The organism is Aestuariibaculum sp. M13, from assembly GCF_024723255.1.
GTDB classification, from domain to species: Bacteria; Bacteroidota; Bacteroidia; order Flavobacteriales; family Flavobacteriaceae; genus Aestuariibaculum; species Aestuariibaculum lutulentum.
The window spans coordinates 483,912-507,235 of record NZ_JANIAC010000003.1 but is presented as its reverse complement, the minus strand read 5'-3'; the positions used below and the strand labels follow the sequence as shown (position 1 = coordinate 507,235).

General features: G+C 33.7%; 16 protein-coding genes. 2 read left to right on the top strand and 14 right to left on the bottom strand.

The genetic code is table 11. From position 1 onward, the window contains the following. Window positions 1-39 precede the first annotated feature (39 nt). Genes NO995_RS13525 through NO995_RS13495 form a run of 7 tightly spaced genes read right to left on the bottom strand, consistent with a single transcriptional unit; the run spans window position 40 to window position 11,395 of the window. Window positions 40-2,361: a beta-N-acetylhexosaminidase gene (locus NO995_RS13525; RefSeq protein ID WP_258227970.1), complete on the bottom strand. Its 2,322-nt coding sequence runs from the start codon at window positions 2,359-2,361 to the stop codon at window positions 40-42. Between the two features lie 22 nt (window positions 2,362-2,383). Further along, window positions 2,384-3,157 (bottom strand): creatininase family protein, encoded by a 774-nt coding sequence (locus NO995_RS13520; protein ID WP_258227969.1) that lies wholly within the window; start codon window positions 3,155-3,157, stop codon window positions 2,384-2,386. Window positions 3,158-3,162: 5 nt separating this feature from the next. Further along, complete coding sequence (locus tag NO995_RS13515) at window positions 3,163-5,775, bottom strand: family 20 glycosylhydrolase (protein WP_258227968.1); 2,613 nt, start codon at window positions 5,773-5,775, stop codon at window positions 3,163-3,165. Window positions 5,776-5,827: 52 nt separating this feature from the next. Continuing rightward, window positions 5,828-7,012 (bottom strand): glycoside hydrolase family 27 protein, encoded by a 1,185-nt coding sequence (locus tag NO995_RS13510; RefSeq protein ID WP_258227967.1) that lies wholly within the window; start codon window positions 7,010-7,012, stop codon window positions 5,828-5,830. A 4-nt stretch (window positions 7,013-7,016) separates the two neighbouring features. Beyond that, entirely contained in the window at window positions 7,017-9,083 is a 2,067-nt protein-coding gene (locus tag NO995_RS13505; protein WP_258227966.1) for a GDSL-type esterase/lipase family protein, read from the bottom strand. Window positions 9,084-9,092: 9 nt separating this feature from the next. Next, window positions 9,093-10,220 (bottom strand): exo-alpha-sialidase, encoded by a 1,128-nt coding sequence (locus NO995_RS13500; RefSeq protein ID WP_258227965.1) that lies wholly within the window; start codon window positions 10,218-10,220, stop codon window positions 9,093-9,095. A gap of 5 nt (window positions 10,221-10,225) precedes the next feature. Then, a complete protein-coding gene (locus NO995_RS13495) occupies window positions 10,226-11,395 on the bottom strand; it encodes an AGE family epimerase/isomerase (RefSeq protein ID WP_258227964.1) in 1,170 nt (389 codons plus the stop codon). Window positions 11,396-11,508: 113 nt separating this feature from the next. Between NO995_RS13495 and NO995_RS13490 the strand changes: the two genes are divergently transcribed. Then, the gene (locus NO995_RS13490; RefSeq protein WP_258227963.1) at window positions 11,509-12,228 is read left to right on the top strand and encodes a FadR/GntR family transcriptional regulator; all 720 of its coding nucleotides are present in this window, start codon (window positions 11,509-11,511) and stop codon (window positions 12,226-12,228) included. On the opposite strand, the gene NO995_RS13485 is transcribed toward NO995_RS13490, so the two are convergent. From NO995_RS13485 to NO995_RS13470, 4 genes are all read right to left on the bottom strand, one after another. Beyond that, window positions 12,218-12,673, bottom strand: a complete 456-nt coding sequence (locus NO995_RS13485) for a YhcH/YjgK/YiaL family protein (RefSeq protein ID WP_258227962.1) — start codon at window positions 12,671-12,673, stop codon at window positions 12,218-12,220. The two genes, NO995_RS13490 and NO995_RS13485, sit on opposite strands and share 11 nt — an antisense overlap. 71 nt (window positions 12,674-12,744) lie before the next feature. Then, on the bottom strand, window positions 12,745-13,650 hold the full coding sequence (locus NO995_RS13480) for a dihydrodipicolinate synthase family protein (RefSeq protein WP_258227961.1): 906 nt from the start codon (window positions 13,648-13,650) through the stop codon (window positions 12,745-12,747). A 115-nt stretch (window positions 13,651-13,765) separates the two neighbouring features. Then, window positions 13,766-15,277, bottom strand: a complete 1,512-nt coding sequence (locus NO995_RS13475; RefSeq protein WP_258227960.1) for a RagB/SusD family nutrient uptake outer membrane protein — start codon at window positions 15,275-15,277, stop codon at window positions 13,766-13,768. Between the two features lie 10 nt (window positions 15,278-15,287). Beyond that, window positions 15,288-18,569, bottom strand: coding sequence for a SusC/RagA family TonB-linked outer membrane protein (locus NO995_RS13470; protein WP_258227959.1), 3,282 nt, complete (start codon window positions 18,567-18,569; stop codon window positions 15,288-15,290). 627 nt (window positions 18,570-19,196) lie between these two features. On the opposite strand from NO995_RS13470, the gene NO995_RS13465 reads away from it, so the two are divergent. Beyond that, window positions 19,197-19,436, top strand: coding sequence for a helix-turn-helix domain-containing protein (locus tag NO995_RS13465; protein WP_258227958.1), 240 nt, complete (start codon window positions 19,197-19,199; stop codon window positions 19,434-19,436). Between the two features lie 185 nt (window positions 19,437-19,621). Here the strand turns inward: NO995_RS13465 and NO995_RS13460 are convergent, their stop codons facing one another. The 3 genes from NO995_RS13460 to NO995_RS13450 all read right to left on the bottom strand — a co-directional run bounded on the left by NO995_RS13460 (window position 19,622) and on the right by NO995_RS13450 (window position 23,263). Next, window positions 19,622-20,845, bottom strand: a complete 1,224-nt coding sequence (locus NO995_RS13460; RefSeq protein WP_258227957.1) for a site-specific integrase — start codon at window positions 20,843-20,845, stop codon at window positions 19,622-19,624. Window positions 20,846-21,334: 489 nt separating this feature from the next. Continuing rightward, complete coding sequence (locus tag NO995_RS13455) at window positions 21,335-21,511, bottom strand: histone H1 (protein WP_258227956.1); 177 nt, start codon at window positions 21,509-21,511, stop codon at window positions 21,335-21,337. A gap of 105 nt (window positions 21,512-21,616) precedes the next feature. Further along, the gene (locus NO995_RS13450; RefSeq protein ID WP_258227955.1) at window positions 21,617-23,263 is read right to left on the bottom strand and encodes a sodium/sugar symporter; all 1,647 of its coding nucleotides are present in this window, start codon (window positions 23,261-23,263) and stop codon (window positions 21,617-21,619) included. Between the last annotated feature and the right edge of the window lie 61 nt (window positions 23,264-23,324).

The window sequence follows — 23,324 nt, the reverse complement described above, 5'->3', positions numbered from 1 at the left end:
CTAAATGATGAAGAACTTAAAAAATCTCTAAATAAACTTCTATTTTATTAAAATCTCATCAACGAACAGCCAAGTATCTCCTCCTGATTCATTTTCTTTTAAATTCTCGGCTACAATCTTAACATATCTGCAAGGTTGCTCATTAAAACTTACCTTAAATTCTTTAAGTTCAGATTTAGGATTTTTAGCAAATGCTCTCGTAACCTTTCCAACTTCTCTATAACTTTTACCATCTTCTGACAAATAAACTATCACTGCTGTTGGAAAATAAATACCCGGACCTTGATTTTCTAAAGTCCCAACAATAACTTCATGCACATTATTAGATTCATCCAAATCTATAATAGCTTCCATATCCTCAACCAGCCATGCCTGCCAATGTCCATCGTGAAAATTCTTGGTACCTCTTAGGCTATTTACTAAACCAAACTCTCCTTCTCCAGTATAGTTTTGATGGTATGCTTTCTTAAATGTAATTGGCTTGCCGACAGCTTTATGGAATTCAATATTAGTGTCAAACATTTTACCTACAGGCGTATCGTCTTTAAATAATGATGCCTGAATTCTTTTCGTCTCTTTAAGTTTAATAGGCTTTGTATATTTTACAAATTCTTGGTCGCTATTCTCTTCGGAAAGCTTATAACGAATATCTGCATTAGTAAATTCATTATTCAAAGACACCAAAACCTCTTTTGATTGAATATCTACTTCTGCATCATGCATGACTAAATAAGAACTTTTTGAATAGTTAATCCCCAAGTAATCCAAACGTGTAAACATCGTTTCCATTCTTGATGAAAAATCTTCCCAATTACGAGTTGATTTAGGAGACCAAAGCGTTTCTGATAATGCCAATAGTCTTGGAAAAATCATATATTCAGAATGCGATTCGGTTTTAATTTGTTCAGACCACAAATTCGCCTGCCCTCCTAATACATGTTTAGCTTCATCCTCTGTCATAGTCTCTACCACAGGATCGAAAGTATAGACTTTGCTTACCGGTGTATAGCCTCCCCACGCCAACGGCTCTTCGTTTTGAGGTCCTTGATAATGATCGAAATAACAATGTGTACCCGGAGTCATAATAACATCGTGTCCTTGTTCAGCAGCTTCAACTCCTCCTTTTACACCCCTCCAACTCATTACCGTAGCTTCTGGAGCAATGCCTCCTTCTAAAATTTCATCCCAACCAATTAGCCTTTTTCCATTAGCATTTATAAATCGCTCCATACGCTTTATAAAATAACTCTGAAGTTCTTCAACACTCTTAAGACCTTCCGCATTCATTCTTTCTTTACAATGTGAACATTTTGCCCAATTGGTTTTGGTAGCCTCATCCCCTCCTACATGGATATATTTTGAAGGAAAAATAGCCATGACCTCGGTTAAAACATTCTCTAAAAACGTAAATGTATCGTCTTTTCCAGCGCAATAAATATCTGTAATTGGCCAAACACCTCCTGAAGGCACTCCTGTTTTCTGATTAAAACAGGCTAATTCGGGGTAAGAAGCTATAGCGGAAGATACATGTGCCGGCATTTCTATTTCAGGAATAATTTCCACGTTTTTTGTTTCAGCATAGGCCACCAAGTCCTGTAATTGCTCTTGCGTGTAATGCCCGCCGTAAGTTCCTTTTTCTCCATGTAAAGTAGCTCTTCTACCGTCCCAATGTTTATCTTCCTGATCTACTCTCCAGGCTCCAACATTAGTTAATTCGGGATATTTTTTTATTTCTATTCGCCACCCTTGATCATCAACCAAATGCAAGTGCAAAACATTCATTTTTAGCATGGCCAACCGATCTATGGTTTTCTTTAAATAATCTATTTCAAAAAAATGGCGAGATACATCTAACATTAAGCCCCTGTACTGAAACCTTGGTTTATCTTCTATAGTAAGACAAGGCACAATCCAGTCTATGTCTGGTTTCAAATTATCACTTTCAATACTTTCTGGTAATAATTGTCTTAAGGTTTCAATTCCATATAAAAATCCTGCATTACTACTTGCAGATATTTCAATATGATTTGAATCGATCTTCAATTGATACCCTTCTTTTTCAATACTTTCATCAATTAATAATTCTACCACATTCTTCCCATGTGACTTGTCGCTCACATTTAGATCCCATCCAGCGGCATGTTTAAATTGACTAGTTAACAACGTTGCTATTTCTTCTTGTGAAGAAGAACTTATTACAAATTGAGTATTTTCATTAAACACAAAAACACCTTCATTTATTTGTGTATGATGTGGCTTAGGTATAATTTGTACGACTGGTTGTGTATATGTTTTATCATTTACACATGAGCCTAAAACGATTGCTGCAGCAATCCATAAAACATTCGATAAGAATTTCATATTTAATTTAGTTTTTCCAAATTTATTCATAAAAATTATTTAAATCGGCATTATGGAGTTCTACAAAAAACGAAGCTATTGCTTGTGTTGTAGCTACAAAGAAACGTTCTCCTTTTTCTTTGTTTGACTCCTTAGGATTTCCTACACCAGTATCACATGTAACTGATGTCCATCTTCGTTGTGCCGTTACCCAACCGTCTTTTAATCCTTTTATTTTAAATTGTTTTGCCTCGCCATTGCCTGCTTCCTGAATAGGTAGTACCAACTCCGGTGTTAAATGCATTACAACTGAGGTTTCAAGTTCCCCTGCATGGTCACCAGGTTCATTAAAATAATCAGAGCCATTTTCAGCCTGCCACCAATTTAGGGCACAAACAAATACCCCAGGAAATTGGATGGATAACTCACGAATAATTTGTTTAAAATTATTTCCTCCATGTCCATTTACGATTACCAATTTATTCACCTTGTTAACATCTAGCACCTTTACAATATCCTGAATAACTTTTAATTGGGTACTGGGATTCATATTTATGCAAAAAGGCACATCGAACTGGCCTGTATTTACACCAAAGGGAACAGTTGGTAAAACAATCACTTTTGCATTTTTATTCCAGGCTAATCGAGCAGCTTCAATAGCTACACCCTCAGATAAAATATTATCAGTGCCATAAGGTAAATGATAATTATGTGCTTCCGTTGCTCCCCAAGGCAACACAGCAACCGTATAATCTTCGTTTTCAATTGCCATATAGTTTGTCTCTGCTAAAACATATGGTCTTGCTTTATTTTCCATAAACCTTACTTTACATATTTTTTAATGACTTGTTTCCACCTGGCATAACCTTTTTCGGTTAAATGCAAACCATCATGAGTATATTCTGTTTTTAAGTACCTTTCTTTATTTCTCATAGCTTTATGAAGATCTATATACTCAATATTTAACGTTTTTGCTAAATCTTCTAGTAGCTTGTTGGCTTCCATTATCTTTTGATGATTAGCTTTATGACCAGCAAAGCGCTCTCCAATATAAGGGTTTACTGGCAGTATACTTTGAATATAAATTTCCGTGTTTTTAGATTTTTCATTTATCGCCTCAACAATATCCTGAATCCCCTTTAAAACGTAATCTACACTTCGACCATGAGCCATGTCATTAGTTCCTGCAAGCAAAAACACTTTTGATGGTTGAGATGCCGCAACCTCATCAATTCTATTTAAAATACCATCTGTGACATCGCCACTAATACCGCGATTAATAACATTATATTTAGGAAACAAAGTTTTCCAATTGCCTCCTTCGGTTATACTGTTTCCTAAAAAGATTATTTCATGCTCTGTATCAGGTTCCTTATTAAACAATTCAAACCGCTCATAGTAATGTTTAGAATAAGATTTAACTGGCTCCAATGGAGCAAAGGTGAACATCCAATTCTGATAATCTATTTTACCTGGCACTTTAAATACAATTGTATTTACGCCTCTTTGAAGCTTTATAGAAACAGGTTCGCGAGTCCAATACAATTCTTCCTTTGCCCAGGGGATTTCTTGATCTTCTTTCGATCCCCAGCCTTCTATCTTTGACGGTTTCCATCCCGGATTTTTCCATTTTGGTGCCGTAAGTTCCTTTCCATTAACCCAAATAGTCCCTCCATTGGCATCCCATCTGCCTTGTTCTGGAATACCAGAATAGACCCTGTTTGCTCTTAAAGGGGTTTCAAAACCTATCCAAACTTTAATAGTTTGATCATGATCTACTTTAATTTGTCTCTGCGCAAAAACAGTATTTCCATTATTTGCTTCGGGATAATATCCCCCTTGCTTAAAGCGATCTTTAACAATTATGGTATTTCCTGTTGCTGGTTTCCAGTTTTCAGTATTTAACGATTTTCCTGAACTAACCTGCTCCTCTATTATAAACGCATCTTCTTTTGATAAAGGCTCAGATAATAACCAATCACTATTAGTTTGTTTTACATACTGAAAGGGTTTGTTTTTTAAATATTGGTTTTTATGATGCAATAAATAGTATTCAAAAGTCTCTAAATATTTAAAGGCTTCTGTACCTCGTTCAGGTAACATGGTAAGATATCTATCTGAAGTTTTTGTAACATCGCCTGTCCATGTTGTCCAGGCATACGTTAACAAACAAGGATATAGAGGGTTCTGGCTTATAAAATCGGTTTCATTTTCTAAATTAACATCGGGCCATAAACTTAAAATTCCACCAATAATATTGTTTTTAGATTTATATCCGATTGGTTTGAATAAAATCTTAGGTACAGACGTCATAGGCTCGCTGTTGTTTATATAGCTGTTCCATGAGTCAATTTCTTTATAGCCTTTGGCTTCTAAATTCTTAGGTTGCCAGGTTTGCCTAATAACATCTTCCTCTATTTTTAAACCTGGGTTCCAAACGATAACCTCTCTATTATTTTCCTTGCATACCCTAATCATTCTGGTCATAAATTCATCTGGATTTTCTATATGAACTTCATCTGATCCTAAATGAATAGTAGGACATAAATCTTCAGGAATTTCCATAAAAAATTCATTAAGAATGACTTCTAAAGCATCCATTCCTTGCTTCGATTCCATTTTAAAACCCATAGATGTCACAAAAGAATCGCTATGGCCTGGCATATCTATTTCTGGGATAATTGTTATGTGCCTTTCTTTGGCATAAGCTATTAATTCGCGAATTTCATCATAGGTATAATATTTTCCGGGATCTCTTGTTGGTCTGTGGTTTTCTGCCAGATTAAGTTTCGGATAAGCTTTACTTTCTATACGCCATGCAGGTCTATCGGTTAAATGCCACTGAAAAACATTTAACTTATATTTAGCCATAATATCTAGCTGTTCTTTCAAAATATCTAAGCTTATAAAATTACGGCCCACATCCAATAAAAAACCGCGCACTGAATGTTTTGGTTCATCTACAATTTCGCAAAAAGGAATTTGAATCTTCCCTTGCTTTACTATTGCAAGTTGAGCTAATGTCTGCAAGGCATAAAATCGTCCTGATTCATCTTTGAACTGTATTTCTATTTCATTTTCTGAAACCTTTAAAGTATAGCCTTCAGAATTGATTCTCTGATTTTTTACCAACTTAAAAACAGCTACTGAAGCATCGGTTACAAACGCATCATTATGTACAATACTTTCTATAATTTCTATTGAAATTTGGTCTAAATCAATATCACTTTCAATTTTAAGGTTGTTAAAACTTAAATGCCCAGTGTTCCAAGTAACTTCTTTTGGGTAAGGAATTAATTTTCTAGGGACATTTTTTAATGTCTCGGTAGAAATTAGAGATTCGAATGTATTGCTAAAATCTTGAGCGAAAACATGTGAAATTAGACACATGAATAATACAGGCACTAATTTTGTTTTACAAATTGTAAATTTCATTTTAATAAATTACTTTTATTTAAATCTTTTATTCTTGCTATTTTTATAGCATTTATAGTACTTTTTTTAACCTATAAACCACCACGTCGCGAGAAGGAATTTCAATTGTAAATTTTGATTCTGTAGTACCTATATTTTGATTATTCCATAAATCTATTACACTATATTTTCCTATGAAGTTTTTGATTGGTATACTTTCCCAGTCAATGTTATATCTTTTACGATTAAACTCTCTGTTAAAAAGGCATATGGCAATGTCTCCTTTGGAAAGTTCTTTTTGCCAGATTTCAAAATTTCCAAAATCTTCAATTTTAAAACCTTGTTTCCCTAATTTATCCTGATTTATAGAAATTAAAGCTTTATTTGTTAAAATATTTTTATCGTTTACCGACATGGATCTCAAATCATTGCCAGCCATTAAAGGCGCTGCCAACATGCACCACATTGTAAAATGAGCTCTAGCCTCATTCGTGGTCATATTCGAATTTCCAACAGCCAGCATATCAGGGTCATTCCAGTGACCTGGACCAGCGTATTTTTCAAGTCCCACTTGCTTATCAAGAATTTTTGTCCACCCCAATTGGTTTCCCCAAATATCCCCATCAAATCGACCTTTCATATCAATATCATAGGTCGTTCTGTAAAGGTGCGAAACATCCTCAGCCCATTCCCAAGGTTTGTTTTCACCCCATTCGCACATGCTAAAAACAATTGGCCTTCCTGCTTTAAAAAGTGCATCTCGCATAATAGTATAGTATTGTTTTGCATCTTGCCCTTGGGTATTACACCAGTCGTATTTTAAATAGTCAACACCCCATTTAGCATATGTTTCTGCATCTTTAACTTCAAAACCTTTACTTCCCGGACGACCAGCACAAGTAGCAGTTCCTGCATCTGAATAAATGCCGAATTTTAATCCTTTTGAATGAATATAATCTGCCAAAGCTTTCATTCCTGAGGGGAATTTTTCCTTATCAACTATAATGTATCCATTATTATCTCGGCCCACCTGCCAGCAGTCATCAATAACAATATATTGATAACCCACATCTTTTAAACCATTAAGAACCATAGCATCTGCCATTTCTTTTATTACTGTTTCATTGACACCATCGCATTCAAAACGATTCCAGGAGTTCCATCCCATAGGTGGTGTTAAAGCTAGATTTTGAAATTTTTGAGCATTTGCCAGAATCGATAAAAATAAAATCGTAAAAAAAGTGTAAAAAGCTTTCATATGTTTAGTTTGTAATATTTGAAAATGTTGATGTTGGTAATCCGGAAGCGTTAGTTAAATTTCCTTCTGAAAAAGAAGTATAGCCATATCTTACATATCTTGGGTCTTTAATCTCTGTACTCCAAAGGATTAATAAATTCTTCTCTATTTTAGATTGAGCTTTTACAAATAATTTATCTTCGCCTGCTATTTCTAAATCTTTCACCGGAAATCCATCGATAGTTTTTAGGACAGACGAATATTTAAAAGCAACCTTTAGTTTATCATCTAAAACATTTACATAATCAAACAAAGGTCCTGAAAAACTAATGCTCTTTTTATATGTTTTAGCCAAAGCTACGTTTGCTAAACGGGTCCCTACAACCCATTTTTTTTTAGGGTGCACATCGGTTTTATCACCTACATCCAATGAAACTACCATTCCTGTATTAGGAATGGATAATAACTTACGCTGTTCATCTCTAAAGTCCCCCCAATTGGGTCTATTTATACTACTTAACTGAACATAATAAAATGGCAAATCGGACTTGTTAAAATGGGTGCGCCAATCGGTTACTAACATTCTAAATAATCTGGAATGTAAGGCTATATGATTGGTATTTGATTCTCCCTGATACCAAATAACCCCTTTAAAATTATAGCTTGACAGAGGTAAAATACCTGAATCGAATAAAAACGTTGCATCGTAAGGATGTCTGGTTTTTAGAAATTTATCGCCTCGAAAATTTTGAGATTTCCGTTCGGAAACCCAAGTATCTACCAAAGGATTAAACCATGTATCATTTAACAAACTAATTGTTTCATGAGTTTGTTCCATACTTTTCCGGCTTATCCATGATTGAGTCGTCGAGCCTCCAACCGCGTTGCAAACAACCCCTACGGGAACATTTAGTTTCTTTTGTAAGTTACAGGCATAAGCATAGGCTACTGCCGAAAACTTTTTCAGTATATCTCCATCTGAATTGGTCCATCCTGAATATTCAAAATAGTTGTTAGCACGGCATAATGCTAATTCTTCTCTGGTAAACGCTGTCGATTTTAAAACCTTCGGATCCATTGAAAACACAAATACATTCGGATTTATGGAATCTTTTAATACAGTTTCGGAAAATTGCATCTGACTCACCTGAAAATCCATATTTGATTGCCCTGAAGCCAACCAAACTTCACCTATATAAACCTTACTAATTTCAATGTTATCATATAACTTCGACTCGATTTTAAGTCTGTAAGGACCTCCAGCTTCCATGGCTTGAAATATTGCTTTCCAAATTCCATTTTCATCTGGTTTTGTAACTAATTTCGTTGTATTTAAAACCACAGTAATTTCGTCGTCTGGATTCGAAACTCCCGTGACGACAACAGGTTCATTTCGTTGAAAAACCATATTTTCACCATACAAATTAGAAACCTTTAATCCTCCATAATCTTTTGCAATAGCTTGATAAACTTTCTGAGCCAATATTGTTGCCCCTTCTTTTGTGGGATGCAAATTATCTGGAAAGTATTCAGGATACCTGTATAAAGGTTCGTGTAAATCTATTAATGAAACATTTGCAATTTTGGCTACATTTTCAATTTTGGATTGAATTTCTTTAAAACTTTCACGCATACCTTCTTCAAACCAATGATGACCCGAAAAAGTTGGAGACATTCTACAAATAAACACCTTCGGGTTTGTTGGCAGATTTTGATATGTCGAAATCATATCCAGATAATCATCAATAAATTCACCTTTATGGTCTGGCCAATTGTTATTTCCCTGATCGTTTAAACCTAAATGAATAACAACAATATTTGGTAAAAATTCTTTTGACTCGGTAAATTCCTTTTTATCCCAATAAGGTTTATGTCCATTTTTAAGCAATGTAGCTCCTGAATGCCCAAAATTGCCAACTTCATATTGATGTCCTAATAGATTTTGAAGTTGACTTGGATAACAATTTTCTTCCCGATTTTCTATGTTATAGCCATAAGTTACACTATTTCCAACACAGGCAACCTTTATTTTTTGGGAATGAATAATGAAAGTTTGTAGAATGAGTATTAAGCAAATAAACTTTGAAAACATGGGCCTTGATTATGGATGTGTAAAGGCGTCTTTACCATCAGTTAACCACTCTAAAGTAAATCTGGCAAAATCGTTTTTCACATAATCATCCTTTTCAAAAAAGACTCCTATATCTCCATTTTCTAATATTGTTAAGGAGGAATAAGCTGATGATCCTGCATAAATGGTTTTTCCTTTGCTCCAGGTTTTTCCTTCATCATAACTAATCCTAACAGTTAAATTAATTCTATCCTTTTCTGATTTAGCATTTGAAAAAAGTAACCTGTTTTTATCAAATCCATCCTTTTTAGACGTATAGCGAATGATACTAGCATTACAACCCGGATCAATTAAACTTGAAGCCGTTTTGGTTTCCCAGGTTTGTCCTTCATTTTTCGAGATATGAACATAGCGCATTCCTGTTTTATTAACTCTTGCGTTAATCATTAAAGTGCCATCTACTAATTCTACAATCTTAGACTCATCCGCTGGCATAATAGGCGTATCTATAAAGTACCAGCTTTTACCATGATTGTCACTTCCAAAAACATGCAATCCTTTGTTTAAATTTACCATGGTATGCAGCAATTTACCCGAACTGGTTTGAATACCTCTTCCAGAAGTGATAAATTTAAAATCGTTATGCCATTCAGGTTTCGCGATCTGAGATGTTATATCTTCCGGTTTAGACCAGGTTTTACCATTATCGGAACTTTTTACCACATGCATATAATAGACATCCTTTTCGGTTTCCAAATCCATGTAATTGTAAAACATAAATATATCGCCAGTTTCTTTATCAACTATCATTGAGGGATCTGATGCAGAGTACCCGTCTGGAAAATCTACAACGGTTTGAATATTTGACCAGGTTTTCCCATTATCGGGACTTCTTCTTATTATAATATTTATATCTCTGCTCCATTTTAAATCTCCGCATGACGGCACTCTTTGATCTATTGCAGCAATTAAATCTCCATTAGGAGCTGTTACAATTGAAGGTATCCTGTAACATAATACACCTTCCTCCATTCCTTTCTCAAATAAGGTAACAAATTCCGGTACCTGGTTTCCTAAAGAAGTACTAACTTCCTTTACTTTCGTTCCACAGGAACTTAACAATACTAAACCTAGTATTAAAATACTTTTATTAATCATTTAATTTATTTTTTAAAATTATTGGCTTCTATCTTTTCGAAAGATTTCCAGCACTGAAACATAGCTCGAGGCACATGAAAACATCCTTTCCATTTTCCGCCCTTTAAATTTAATAATACTTCTCCTTGTCTGTTTAAATATCCAAACCACTCTCCTTTTTCAGGATCTGAAAAGTGGCTCCAAGAATAGTTATGTACTTTTTGGTACCAATTAAAAACCTCATCTTTCTGAGTATGCTCGTAGGCTTTAGCTAAAGCCACTAGGGTTTCTAAATGAACCCACCATAGTTTTTGATCCCATTCTAATTGCTGTAAAGGATACCCTTTTGCATCCATGAAGTAAAAAATACCACCATACTCTTCATCCCAACTATGTTCCAAAATCTTCAAAATAGTATCAGTTGCTTTGTTTATTAATTCAGAATCTCGTTTTCTAACCCCAATATCAATCATAAACCACATAGCCTCTATCCCGTGTCCTGGATTTAATAATCGTCCATTAAAACTATCATCGTGGCTTCCATCGGGTAGCACATTTTCAAAAATTAAACCAGTTTTCTTATCCAAAAAGATTTCCATCACCTGATTAATACTATAATCAATAGTTTTATTAACTTCTTCTGAAGATAAAACACCCTCAAGTTCTAAAACTAAATTTGATAGAATCATAGGTAAGGAAAAACCAACTAAAGGTCTCGTCAAAGTGTTCTTTTCGTAATTCCCTTTTGGATTATCGATGCGTTGTAAAATATTGAAATAAGTGGTTTTGGCAAGTTCTTTTATTTCTTCATCATTTGTTGCAATAGCATACTGACTAAAAGCCATAGCTGCAAAACAATCTGAAAAAATATTATATGGCTGTACTAATGGCTCTCCTTTCTGAGTTACTGAAAAATAAAAGTTCCCCTCTTTATCACTTCCATACTTTCGTAAAAAATCAATTCCGTTTTTTGCTATCTCAAGCCATTTGGGATTTTTCTCAACCTTATTATATAACATAGAGAATGTCCAGGCTTGTCTTCCCTGAAGCCATATAAATTTATCTGTATCGTAAACCTTACCATTTCTATCTAAACACGTAAAATAACCGCCATACTGTGTGTCAATGGAGTACCTTTCCCAAAAAGGTAAAATATCATTTAATAATGTATCTTTATAAAGTATGCTATAATTCATTTTAAAATATTTATTATATATTAATGAAAATGCTTACATTTGCTTATGTATAACATAATGCAAATTTAATAAATTAAAAATTATAATTTACATTTGCCGTAAATTAATTCCTGATGAAAAAAGATTTAAATATTACACCTTTAAACACACTTAGCTTAGTTGATAAAGTTGAAATGCGTATAAACGAGTACATAAAAAACAACAATCTTGAAGTTGGAGACTCAATACCTAAGGAACTGCAATTTGCAGAAGCGCTTGGTGTAAGTAGGACAGTCATAAGAGAGGCCCTTTCCAGACTTCGTACCATTGGTATTATTGAATCTAAAAAACATAAAGGTATGGTACTTTCTCATCCGGATTTTATTCAAAATTTCGAAAAGGTTATTGACTCTAATTTACTTGGTGATAAAACATTAAAAGATATTTTTGAACTTCGTTTAATTTTAGAGATGGGGATGGTTGACATCTTATTTGCAAGAAAAACAGAAGATGACATAAAGGAATTGGAAGAAATTGTGGACCGTATGGAATCAAACAACTCTGAATCTACAGTTTTTAAATTAGAAAATGAAGTTGCTTTTCACGGTAAACTTTATGAAATGTCAGGAAATAGCACTTTACAAAGGTTTCAAAATATACTATTGCCTGTTTTTCAATATGTACACGAACATAAATTACCAAACGCTGAACCTTATAAGTACTCTAAAAAATTCACTACCCACAGAGAATTATTAAACTTTTTAAAAGAAGATAATATTAAAGGGTTTAGAAAAGGATTAGCTAACCACTTAGAACCTCATTTAGATCGCGTTTTGGAAAAAGTTAAATCTTAACTTTTACAATTACCTTTTTTAAATCTGATACTTTTTTCATGGCAATTTCAGGTAAATGAGTGTCATCTGGAAAAAAAATAGCAAACATTCCTTTTTCCAAAGTTAATACATTGTATGATGTTTTATAGAGAGCATAATCGTCTTTTAGATTGTATTCTTTTACAGGTAACTGTTTATTTAAAATAGCAACACCTATATGCTCGCTTCCTTCAATCACATAATGTATATCTATAAATTTTTTATGAGCTTCTAACACATTTTTATGCTGAATGGCAGTTTTGGTTTTACACAATTTAATAATAGCATATACATCATCACCTTGGATGTTATATTTACCAGCCTCTATGCCTGAATAATCTGCTTTTTTCAAGTATTCTAATGCAATATCCAGGTTTTTATGAGTTCCTTGATACAAGCTTATATTTTCAATTTTGTCTAAAATCATTTTTCTTATTCTTAATAAAAAACCCAAGCAATCAATGTTAATTACTTGGGTTTTTAAATACTAACAATCAACTATTTGCCCAAAAACTCAGATAAGCCAATCTTTTCAAGCTCATTTTTAATATCATCATAAACTTCATTCGAAATATTAGAATGTGGAAATCTACTTGGTCCACAATCTATTCCATACGTTTTCATAAAACCTTTAGCAACTCCATTAAATCCTCCTTTACTATCCAAAATTTCAACAAATCGAATTGCTTTAGTTTGTAACTGAGCTGCTTCCTGCATTTGTCCTGCTTCAAACAACTCTTTTATTTTATAGTATAATGATGGAATATGATTGTAGGTACTACCTACCCATCCTTTAGCCCCCAAAGGAAGACTTGAAAGAAAGATTTCATCGAAACCAAATAATACATTATACTTTCCGTCTTCAAAGTTTTTGGAATGTAAATAATCGATTAAATTATTGTTCGTAAATTTTATTCCTGCAAAAGTTGGTATTTCCTTAGGAGCAATTTTTAGAAACTCATTCATATTTAAGTTAGCTCCACTTAAAACTGGTATATGGTAATAATAAAAAGGTAAATTTGGAGCACAAGCTGCAACTTCCTTACAGTATTGCACCAATTTATCTATACTACTCAACCTGAAATAATAAGGTGCTAATACAGCTATAGCATCGACCTTATCTGAAGCAAAAGTTGCTAATTCCTTCGAAACTTTTAAACTAGGATCTCCTACATGATCTATTAAATACAAATCCGACGACTTATTTTGAGACCAAGCTAAGGTTAACGCTTTTCGCTCTTCCGTGGATAATGAGACAAAATCACCTGTAGACCCATTCATGAACACCCCCGAAACCTTATTATTTATTAAAAATTGAGCATAATCTTTTATGACTCCTGTATTCAATGAACCATCCTGATGCATTGGGGCATATGTAGCCGCTATTAAATTCTCTATCTTCATTTTTTATACCTATTAATGCTATTCTTATAATCAAAACAGTAAATTAAAGAGGGTTCAGGCGAAACCTTTACCCTCTTCTTGGTCACTAACTCAATTACAATTAACCAAACTAAACTTAATCTATATATCCTGTTGTTTGTTCCAACAATGGATTTCTACCAATCATGTCATTTGTGATTGGCAGTACTAACTTATACTCATCACCAGAACTTAAAAAACTAATATTATCTATTACAAAACTATTCCCTGCTCTACGCAAATCCCACCAACGCTTTCCTTCGCCGATAAATTCTTTATAACGTTCATTTAAAATGGCATTAGTATTATTCACTTTAGTACTATTTGTATAGGCGTGAATTAATGGATTATAATTATCGCCATAGGCTCTTTCACGAATTTGATTTATCTCGGATGATGGATCTTCTCCCAGTAAGTTTTTGGCCTCTGCCAGAAGTAAAACTACATCGGCGTAACGATAAAGAGGGACATCATTTTCAAAAATGCGTTCTGATCCTTTAACAACACCAAGAAACTTGTTAAATATTGACCCAAAGTATTTTGATTCGTCGTAAGAAGAATACCCTAGTCCACCATTATCATCTGTATATAACCTTATAAAGGTCGCATCCTTTCTACCATCATCATTATCATCCAGGAGTAAAATTGTTTTTTCAGACTGTCCATATCTATTGGCTCCAGCAATAACAAAATCACTCATTGAGGCTCCCATATCATTATACTGAACATTAATCTCTGTACTTCTTCCTGTAAGACTGTTATAAATATTAGAAGCTTCGTCTTGCTTATACTGAATGGCAAAAATAAATTCATTATTAGCTTCGTTTTCAACACCCCATAATTCGGAAATACTTGGCACTAATTCTATGCCTAAGGTTCCTATTTCTTGTAATGCGGCTTTAGCTTCTGTAAAATCGGCATTACCACCTCCTAAAAGGTTACCTGACCAGATATACACATCGCCTTTAAGTGCTAAAGTTGCCGCCTTAGACCAATATATTCTCTCCCCTGCAAAAAAACTGTTATCCGATCCGAAAGCAGCTAATGATTCAGCTATATCCGATTTTATTTGCGCCATGACTTCACTTTGAGACGATCTTGCTCTACTTAACCCATCCAAACTAATACCTTCGGGATAAGACTCCAATAAAATAGGCACATCGCCCCAAGTTTTTAAAAGCGTATAATAATATAATGCTCTTAGTCCATAGGCTTGACCTAACAAATGGTTTTTATCGGATTCTTTTGCAAATGGGGTTATAGGTACATTTGCTAAAAAATCATTTATTCTATAAATATTTGTATATAATCCTGCCCAACCTCCAAAAGGTGCTGTTGAAATGGTTATATTCGATTCAATTAACGCTTCATTTGCAGGAGATTCATAAGTTCTGCCTCCCCAAATATCACTTCTCATCTCTCCTAATAACCACAAATCATTAAAAGAACCTCGCAAATTTGCATATAAACCAGTTTGTGCTGAACGAGCCACATCCTCTGTTCCCCAAAATTGATCCACTGGTATTTCACTTGGGCTATTTAAATCTAATTCACTTTCACATGAAGTAAAAGCTAATGCTGTCATGAATATATATATATACTTTTTCATCGTTTAAAAATTAAAATGTTACATTAAGACCTAACGTAAATGTTCTAGGCACAGGGAACTCTCCATATTGCACACCACCAACTTCAGGGGTATCTCCACTCATGCTCTTGAAATAATGCAAATTAGAACCAGTAGCGTAAATACTCAGCCTTTTTATTACATCTTTGAAATAAGTAGTTGGCACATTATAGCTTAAGGTAATTTCTCTTAAAGCTAGGTAATCTCCCTTTTCCCAGAATTTATTATTCGCTTCTGTTTGTAGGCTTCCTACACTTTCATTACCTCTCCATACATTTTTTGATCCATTAACAAATACAAAACGAGGCCAATCGGTATCTGTATTATCTGGTGTCCAAGAATTTAAAACCTCAATAGGTTGTTCTAAATTTCCTTGAGTTTGACCATAGCCTTTTGCTCTAATATGATTCCATACCAAATGGCCTGTAGCAAAATCAGTTTTTACAAATAAATTGAAATTTTTATAAGCCAAACTTGTTGTAATACCACCTACAAAATCGGGTGTGGTACGACCAATAACTTTTCTATCCAGGTTATTTATTATGCCGTCACCATTTTGGTCAACCCACTTTACATCACCAGCCCAACGTTTGTTTCTACTTGCTCCAGGCATATATTCGTCTGTAATAGCATTATCAGCATCGGCTTCGGCCTGAGTAGCATAAATTTTTTCTTGCTCAAAGGCTACTACTAAATCGCCTCCATAGCGTTGTCCTTCCTGTAGTCCTCCTACCCATTCTTCCTGTTGTGTATTTGGATTCCAAATCAATGTTCCCCCTTGTCTATTAAGTTCGTTATCGTTTTCAGGAAGTTTAATTACATAATTTCTGTTGGAAGTAAAGGTAGCACCAACATTCCAGGTTAATTTATCATTTCTAATGATATCAGCATTCAATTGTAACTCAATACCTTTGTTTCTGTAAGTACCATTATTGGTTCTTATAGACCCAAAACCTGTATAATATGGCAATGTTAAATTAGCTATTTTGTCTTTAACATCTCTAGTATACACATCTGTGATAAAATTTAATCGGCTATCAAAAAACGATATATCTAAACCAGTATTAAATGTTGTAGAACGCTCCCAAACTAAATCTAAAGTAGGTAGTCCTGAATTAGCAAATCCAGTTTGTCCATTGTATACACCTTGACCACTATATGTTCCAAAAACAGAATAATTACCAACATAATCACTTGATCCTGGAGGAGTTATAGAACTCACATTACCATTTACCCCATAACTTAATCTTGGTTTTAAACTGGAAATTACCTTGCTAATTGAAGTGTTTTGAAAAAATTCTTCGTTATGCGCATTCCAACCTAAAGACACTCCTGGAAAGAATCCAAACTTTTCATTCCCTAATCGTGAAGCTCCATCATTTCTAAACGTAAAACCTACTAAATACTTACTATCATAGTCATACACCAACCTTCCAAAAGTTGATACTATAACCTGCTCAGATTCAAAACTACTTGGCACACCATCAGCTTCTGCTCCGGCATTTAAGGTTCCAATTAAGTCTGTTGGCGAATTTCTTGTTCCTGCTGAAGAAAGGAAGATGTTATCTTTATAATACTCTGCTCCTAATAAGGCATTAATGTTATGGTTTCCAAAACTTTTGATATAGTTTAAAGTTCCAGTTAACTGGTTTCTAAGGGTTCTCTCTAAAGAAACACCAGCATTTCTTGTTGTAATAAAAGGACCTGTAGTACTACCTGTTCTGTATGCTCTATTAAAACTTTCATTATGATTATTTATAGTGAAATGACTTCCATTAACCGATAATGTTAACTCATCAATAACTTTCCAATCTATCCCCACCGATGCCGATAAACGCTGTTCTAAATTTTTTCTAACAAACTTATCTTGATAATACAACGGATTACCAAAGCCTTGATTAGTACCTACAGCATATTGATCTGACCATGTACCGTCTGGATTACTATCAAAAGTTCTTGATGTTGAAGCCTGCCCTTGAAATCTTCTAAAAACGGTATCTTCTCCTCCTAAAGGACTTCTATTCAAATTAGAATGAGAGTATAAAATATTAGAATTCACCTTTATACTTTCATTGATATTATACGATCCACTAAACTTACCTGAATATCTTTTAAATCCAGAACCTAAAATTAAACCATCGTTATCTAAAAGCCCTAAACCTAAATAATACGTTCCGTTTTCGTTACCACCATCAAAAGACAAATAATGATCCTTTGTTTCACTATTTTGATAAATACGGTCACCTACATTTTTGTTATCATAAAATAAAATGCTTCGTGAAGGATTTAATATATCTGGAATTGAACTCCATCCTGGTTGATTTAGTAAATATTCATTACTAGAAGTTAGAAACTGTGTTGTATAAGGATCGTTAGTTGTATTATTTCCTGTTGCTGCTCCATTTTTACCATCTAAAAATGCGCCAAATGCACCAGCATTGTTAGCGACTTCTCTATACCATGCAATACCTTGCCTGTTATAATTTATATGATCGGCTGCTCCAATATATTTTTGATCATCTCTTTCATGATTGGTACTATACTTGTACTTATAATTTATGGAAGACTTACCTACTTTTCCTGTTTTGGTGGTTACTAAAATTACACCATTTGCAGCCCTTGCTCCATAAATAGCTGTTGCAGCAGCATCTTTTAACACTTCAATAGACTCAATATCATCTGAGTTTAAAGCATAAAATGAACTAGGAATTCCATCCACTAAAATTAAAGGTGAATCATTACCGCTAAAATTGGTTCCTCCACGTAAAACAATAGAAGGTGTCGCACCTGGTTGTCCTGTAGTATTGGTTACACGTAAACCAGCAATAGTTCCTTGCAATGCAGTTGCAGCATTAGATCTTGTCGATGTTTCAAGTATTTCTGTATCTAATTTAGACACCGAGGTTGTTAAAGTTGTTCTGGTTTGTTGGCCATAACCAGTAATTACAACCTCGTTAAGCATTGCGACATCTGCCTTTAAGACAACATTAATTACTGCCGTAGAAGCAACAGTAATCTCGCTAGCTGTAAAACCAACATAAGTAACAACTAATACATCTCCCGCTTTAGCTTCAATAGAATAATTTCCATCAAAATCGGTAGTTGCACCTCTTTGTGTTCCCTTTACAATAACAGTCGCTCCTGGCAAAGGAATATTATCTCCCTCAGAAACAACTTGTCCTGTAATTACTTTTTCTTGTCCAAAACTTAAAATTGGAAAATTTAAAAGCAATAAAAATATCATACAAATGATATTAAAGTCTCTTTTTTTCATACTTCGTAATTTGATTAGTTAAACATACTACATTAGCATTATGTAATACTTAATACAATTTTAAAACAAAAATTCTATTAAACAATAAGGATTTCAAAAAAAATTGTTAAAAAGCTATTATTTGTAAAAAAATTAAAAATAAGAAGAGGTGAAAACCACCAAAAAAAATGTAAAAAGATATTTAGAACCTTATTAATTAGCACATTATAAAAGTTCACTTTTCATGAGATAATACATTCATATTATTAGGAAATAAAAAATATCTTTACAGCCACAGCCTAGTTATAACATTAACTATGAAACATCCATGGCGGATATCTTGATTCAGTCTAATTCTTGACATAAAGTATTATTAAATTAGGGGTTACTTAAAATTCAGCTATATTCATTTTCTTTCGCGGTCTATAGTTCTCTATTTCTGCTATTTACAATTTTAGCATAACTTTAAAAATCACACTCAATTTTACCGCCATAACAGTAGTTTATTTTATTTTGACTCTCCTTTAATTAAAACGAACATCATTTTAAATTAATTTTACCGCTATAACGGTAAATAAACAAAGTCTATCCAATAACAATTCTTTCATATATAATAATTAACTATTTTTACTGTTTAAGCGGTAAAAAATGAATGATTTAGATTTAGGTGCTTTAATAAAAGCTAATCGAAAAAAAGCGGGGCTCACACAACTAGAATTAGCTAACCTAGCAGGGATAGGTAAAACAACAGTATTTGATATTGAAAAAAATAAAAAAACTATTCGTTGGAGTAACTTATTAGCCGTGCTAGAAGTCTTAAACATCAAAATAGAATTTAAGAGTCCACTGAATAGGACGGAAACCATGAACCATCCACAACGGATATAATGAACAAGTCTAATTTTTAATTTGAAGTATTATTAAATAAGGGGTTACCCAAAATTCAGCTATGCTCAATTTTTTCCGCCACAAGTGGTTCTTTATTTCCGTTTTTTGCAGTATATTATCCAATTTATTTTGTTTTGAGCCGATTAAACAATTTACTCGGCTTAAAACAGGATTTTTAATAGTTTTTACTTAGACAAAACCTCTTTAAGTTTCCCCATATCTTCACTCACTTTTTGATCTAAAACTCTAGCATAAATTTGGGTAGTCGCAATTTTGGTATGCCCCAATAATTTAGACACTGTTTCAATAGGTACGCCATTACTTAATGTAATCGTCGTTGCAAACGTATGCCGAGCAATATGAAAAGTTAAATTCTTATTGATTTTACACAAATCAGCTATTTCCTTTAAGTAACTATTCACCTTTTGATTCGATATCTTCGGAAATACTCCTCCAGAACAGACCACTCTTGGGTGTTCTTTATATTTTTCTACCAATGCTTTCGCTTTTGGCAATAAAGGAACCCTAATAGATGTACTGGTCTTTTGACGCTCACTTATCACCCAATCATTACCATCAATGCCTAACATAATTTGCTCTGGTGTTAAATCATGAATATCAATAAACGAAATTCCGGTGTAGCAACTAAACAAGAAAAGATCTCGAACAAGATTAAGCCGATCTACTTTTGAGTTAAACTTCTCTAAGCTCATCAATTCCGTTTCTGAAAGATATTCCCTTCTCCTATTCTCAAAAGAGGTTTTAAACCTAACAAACGGATCTTTATCTATCCATTCCATATGATAGGCCATGGTAACCATTTTTCTAAGTCGCTGAAGATGTTTCATAGCTGTATTATGACTCATCTTTCTTTGATGGTCTTCTGGCTGATAGGATTTAATGAAGTATTCAAAATCTACAATAAAACCGTAACTTAATTCTCCAAGCTTCACATCTGTCGTAGCCAGTTTAATATCAAGGTACTTCTTCAAATACCCTTGAGTCACTTTATAATGCCTCAAGGTATGACTGGTTAATTGTTCTTTGGAAATTTCATTATGGCATTCAAATAATTCCAAAAGCGTTTTAAAATTCCTGTCCTCTCCTAAGAAGCGGGATTTTATCAGTTGAGCAGTAATTAATTTATCTTCACTTATTAAATCTTCATAAGATTGATAAATTTTAGCTCTTACCTGATCTAAATATTTATTCAAGGCTTTAGCTTCTTGCTTACTTCCCTTAGCCTTTCCTTTGTTAGAATCCCAATTTGAGAGTGGAATTCGTTGTTGCAAGCTAATATTAGCTCGTTTACCATCAACGGTGATTCTCGCATAAAGCGACACTTCTTTGTTTTTAATTCGTGAAGTATTAACCCAAAACAAAAGGTTAAACGTAGAGCGTGTACTCATAATAATCGTCTTTTAGTTAAACATTTTTTTAAGACGAAAATCAAATCAACATTCTAAAAATAAGCATTTTAAGTCGTAATTCGGTCAACACTTTTTGTGTTTTTTAAACTGTTGACCGCGGTGTTGACATTAAATTTATTATCATTTCAATCAAATTAGAAGGTCTTAGAAAGATAAAACCCTGTAAATCATAAGGTTTACAGGGTTTTGAAAGTTTTTGTTTTACAACAAAGTGATCGCGACAGGATTTAAACCCATGTTCTTAGCCCTCTATTTAACAGCTTTTCCAAAAAATAATAAAACTCTTGTTGACCAAATTGTTGTTTATCTTAGTAATTACAATACCTTAAAGAATAATTTACTGCATCAAAACACATCATTTCAATTCAAATATCAGGAAAAATCACAAGACAGGATTCGAACCTTTTAAAATAAAAAATCCCTTTAGGAATAACTTAAAGGGATTACACTAATAAATAAAAAGATCTATTATTTCTTAGATGCCTCTAATGACACCTTACGGAAGTCTTTCATCAATTTAGTCATTTCCAAAGTAGCTTTACGAGCTCTGGTTCCAGCAGCTTTATTTCCACTTTCTAACTGAGCACTAGCATCTTTAGCAAATGCTTCGAATTGTGCATTGATTTGTTCTACAAGTTCTTTCATAAATTCAAGGTTATTTTAATTAATCATGGTAAAATTAAAAATAAAAAGCAATCTAAGCATTTAACTAAAATTATTATTAATATTCGATATAATAAATGAGTCCGTTTACCAAAAAACACAATATAAAACAGAAACAATCAAACAAACTATGAAAGCTCCGATATTAAACAGCGGTGATGTTTTAAATAATTCTCTAGAAATAGGTATTCCTTTGACATCGTCTTTACCTTTACCATCCATGTAACTAATTATTACTATAACAAGCATGGTTAATAATGCTGTTAATCCCATTTGATGCATCCATGGCTCTAAACTTTCATTCTTTACAAATTTTAAAATCAAGGCAATAGGAATAGAAACTAAGGCACCTATTATAGCCGCATTATTTGTTGTTTTCTTCCAAAACAAACCTAATATGAATACAGCCAAAATGCCTGGGCTGACTATACCCGTCCATTCTTGAATAAACTGAAACGCCTGATCAATTCCTCCCAATAGTGGAGCCATAATCACTGCTATAAGTAATGCTACTGCAGCTGAAATACGCCCAACATTTACAGTCACTCTATCACTAGCCTCGGGATTTACATATTGTTTAAATATATCCATGGTGAAAATAGTTGAAGTTGAATTTAACATAGAAGCTAATGAAGAAACTATCGCTGCTGCTAAAGCTGCAAATGCCACACCTTTTAAACCTACTGGTAAAAACTGTAACAACCATGGGTAAGCCTTATCCGCCTGACCAGCTGAAGGCAAACTCATTTGACCTGCCTCACCTAAACCTGCCATTACTGATGGATCGCTAACAATTACATAAGCTGCAATACCTGGAACTACTACTATTATAGGAATGATTATCTTTAAAAAAGCCGCCAATAAAATTCCTTTCTGGGACTCTCTTAAGGATTTTGCCGCTAATGTTCTTTGAATGATATACTGATTGAATCCCCAATAATATAGATTGGCTACCCATAGACCACCTAACAATACCCATATCCCCGGCAAATCCAAATAATTAGTATTCTTACTGCCATCTGTATTAAACTCATCTAATATCATATGAAATTTTTCCGGAGCAGCATCTAAAACCTTATGAAATCCTACCAGTACCCCCTGTCCTTCTGACACAGTATTCAAAGCCAAATAAGTCGTTGCTAGCCCCCCTAATACCAAAAACACAACCTGAATCACATCGGTCCATGCTACAGCCGATAATCCACCATATAACGAATAGGCCGCAGCAAATAATGCCAGACATATAATGGCATACATCATATCAATACCCATAATGGTTTCAATAGCCAAACCTCCTAAATACAAGACTGAAGCAAGGTTCACAAAAACATAAAGCGCTATCCAAAATACAGCTAAAATTGTTTTTAAATTGGTCGAAAATCGCTTTTCAACAAATTCAGGAATCGTATAAAGTCCCTTTTCAATAAAAATGGGTAAAAAATACTTCCCAACGATTATTAAAGTTATCGCTGCCATCCATTCATAAGATGCTATTGCTAAACCTAAAGCAAATCCAGAACCTGACATTCCGATAAATTGTTCTGCAGAAATATTAGCTGCAATAAGCGAAGTTCCTATTGCCCACCACGGCAACGATTTACTTGCTAAAAAATAGTCCTCTGCATTCTTTTCATGTCCAGATTTATCTCTCGACATCCATAATCCTACACCTAAAATTAGTATGGCATATGCTATAAACACAGCATAATCCCAAAAGTGAAATCCATTTGTCATAATCTTATTTAGTTAATTGTTTTTTCATAAGTTAAATTTTCAAAAATAAAATTAAATGTAA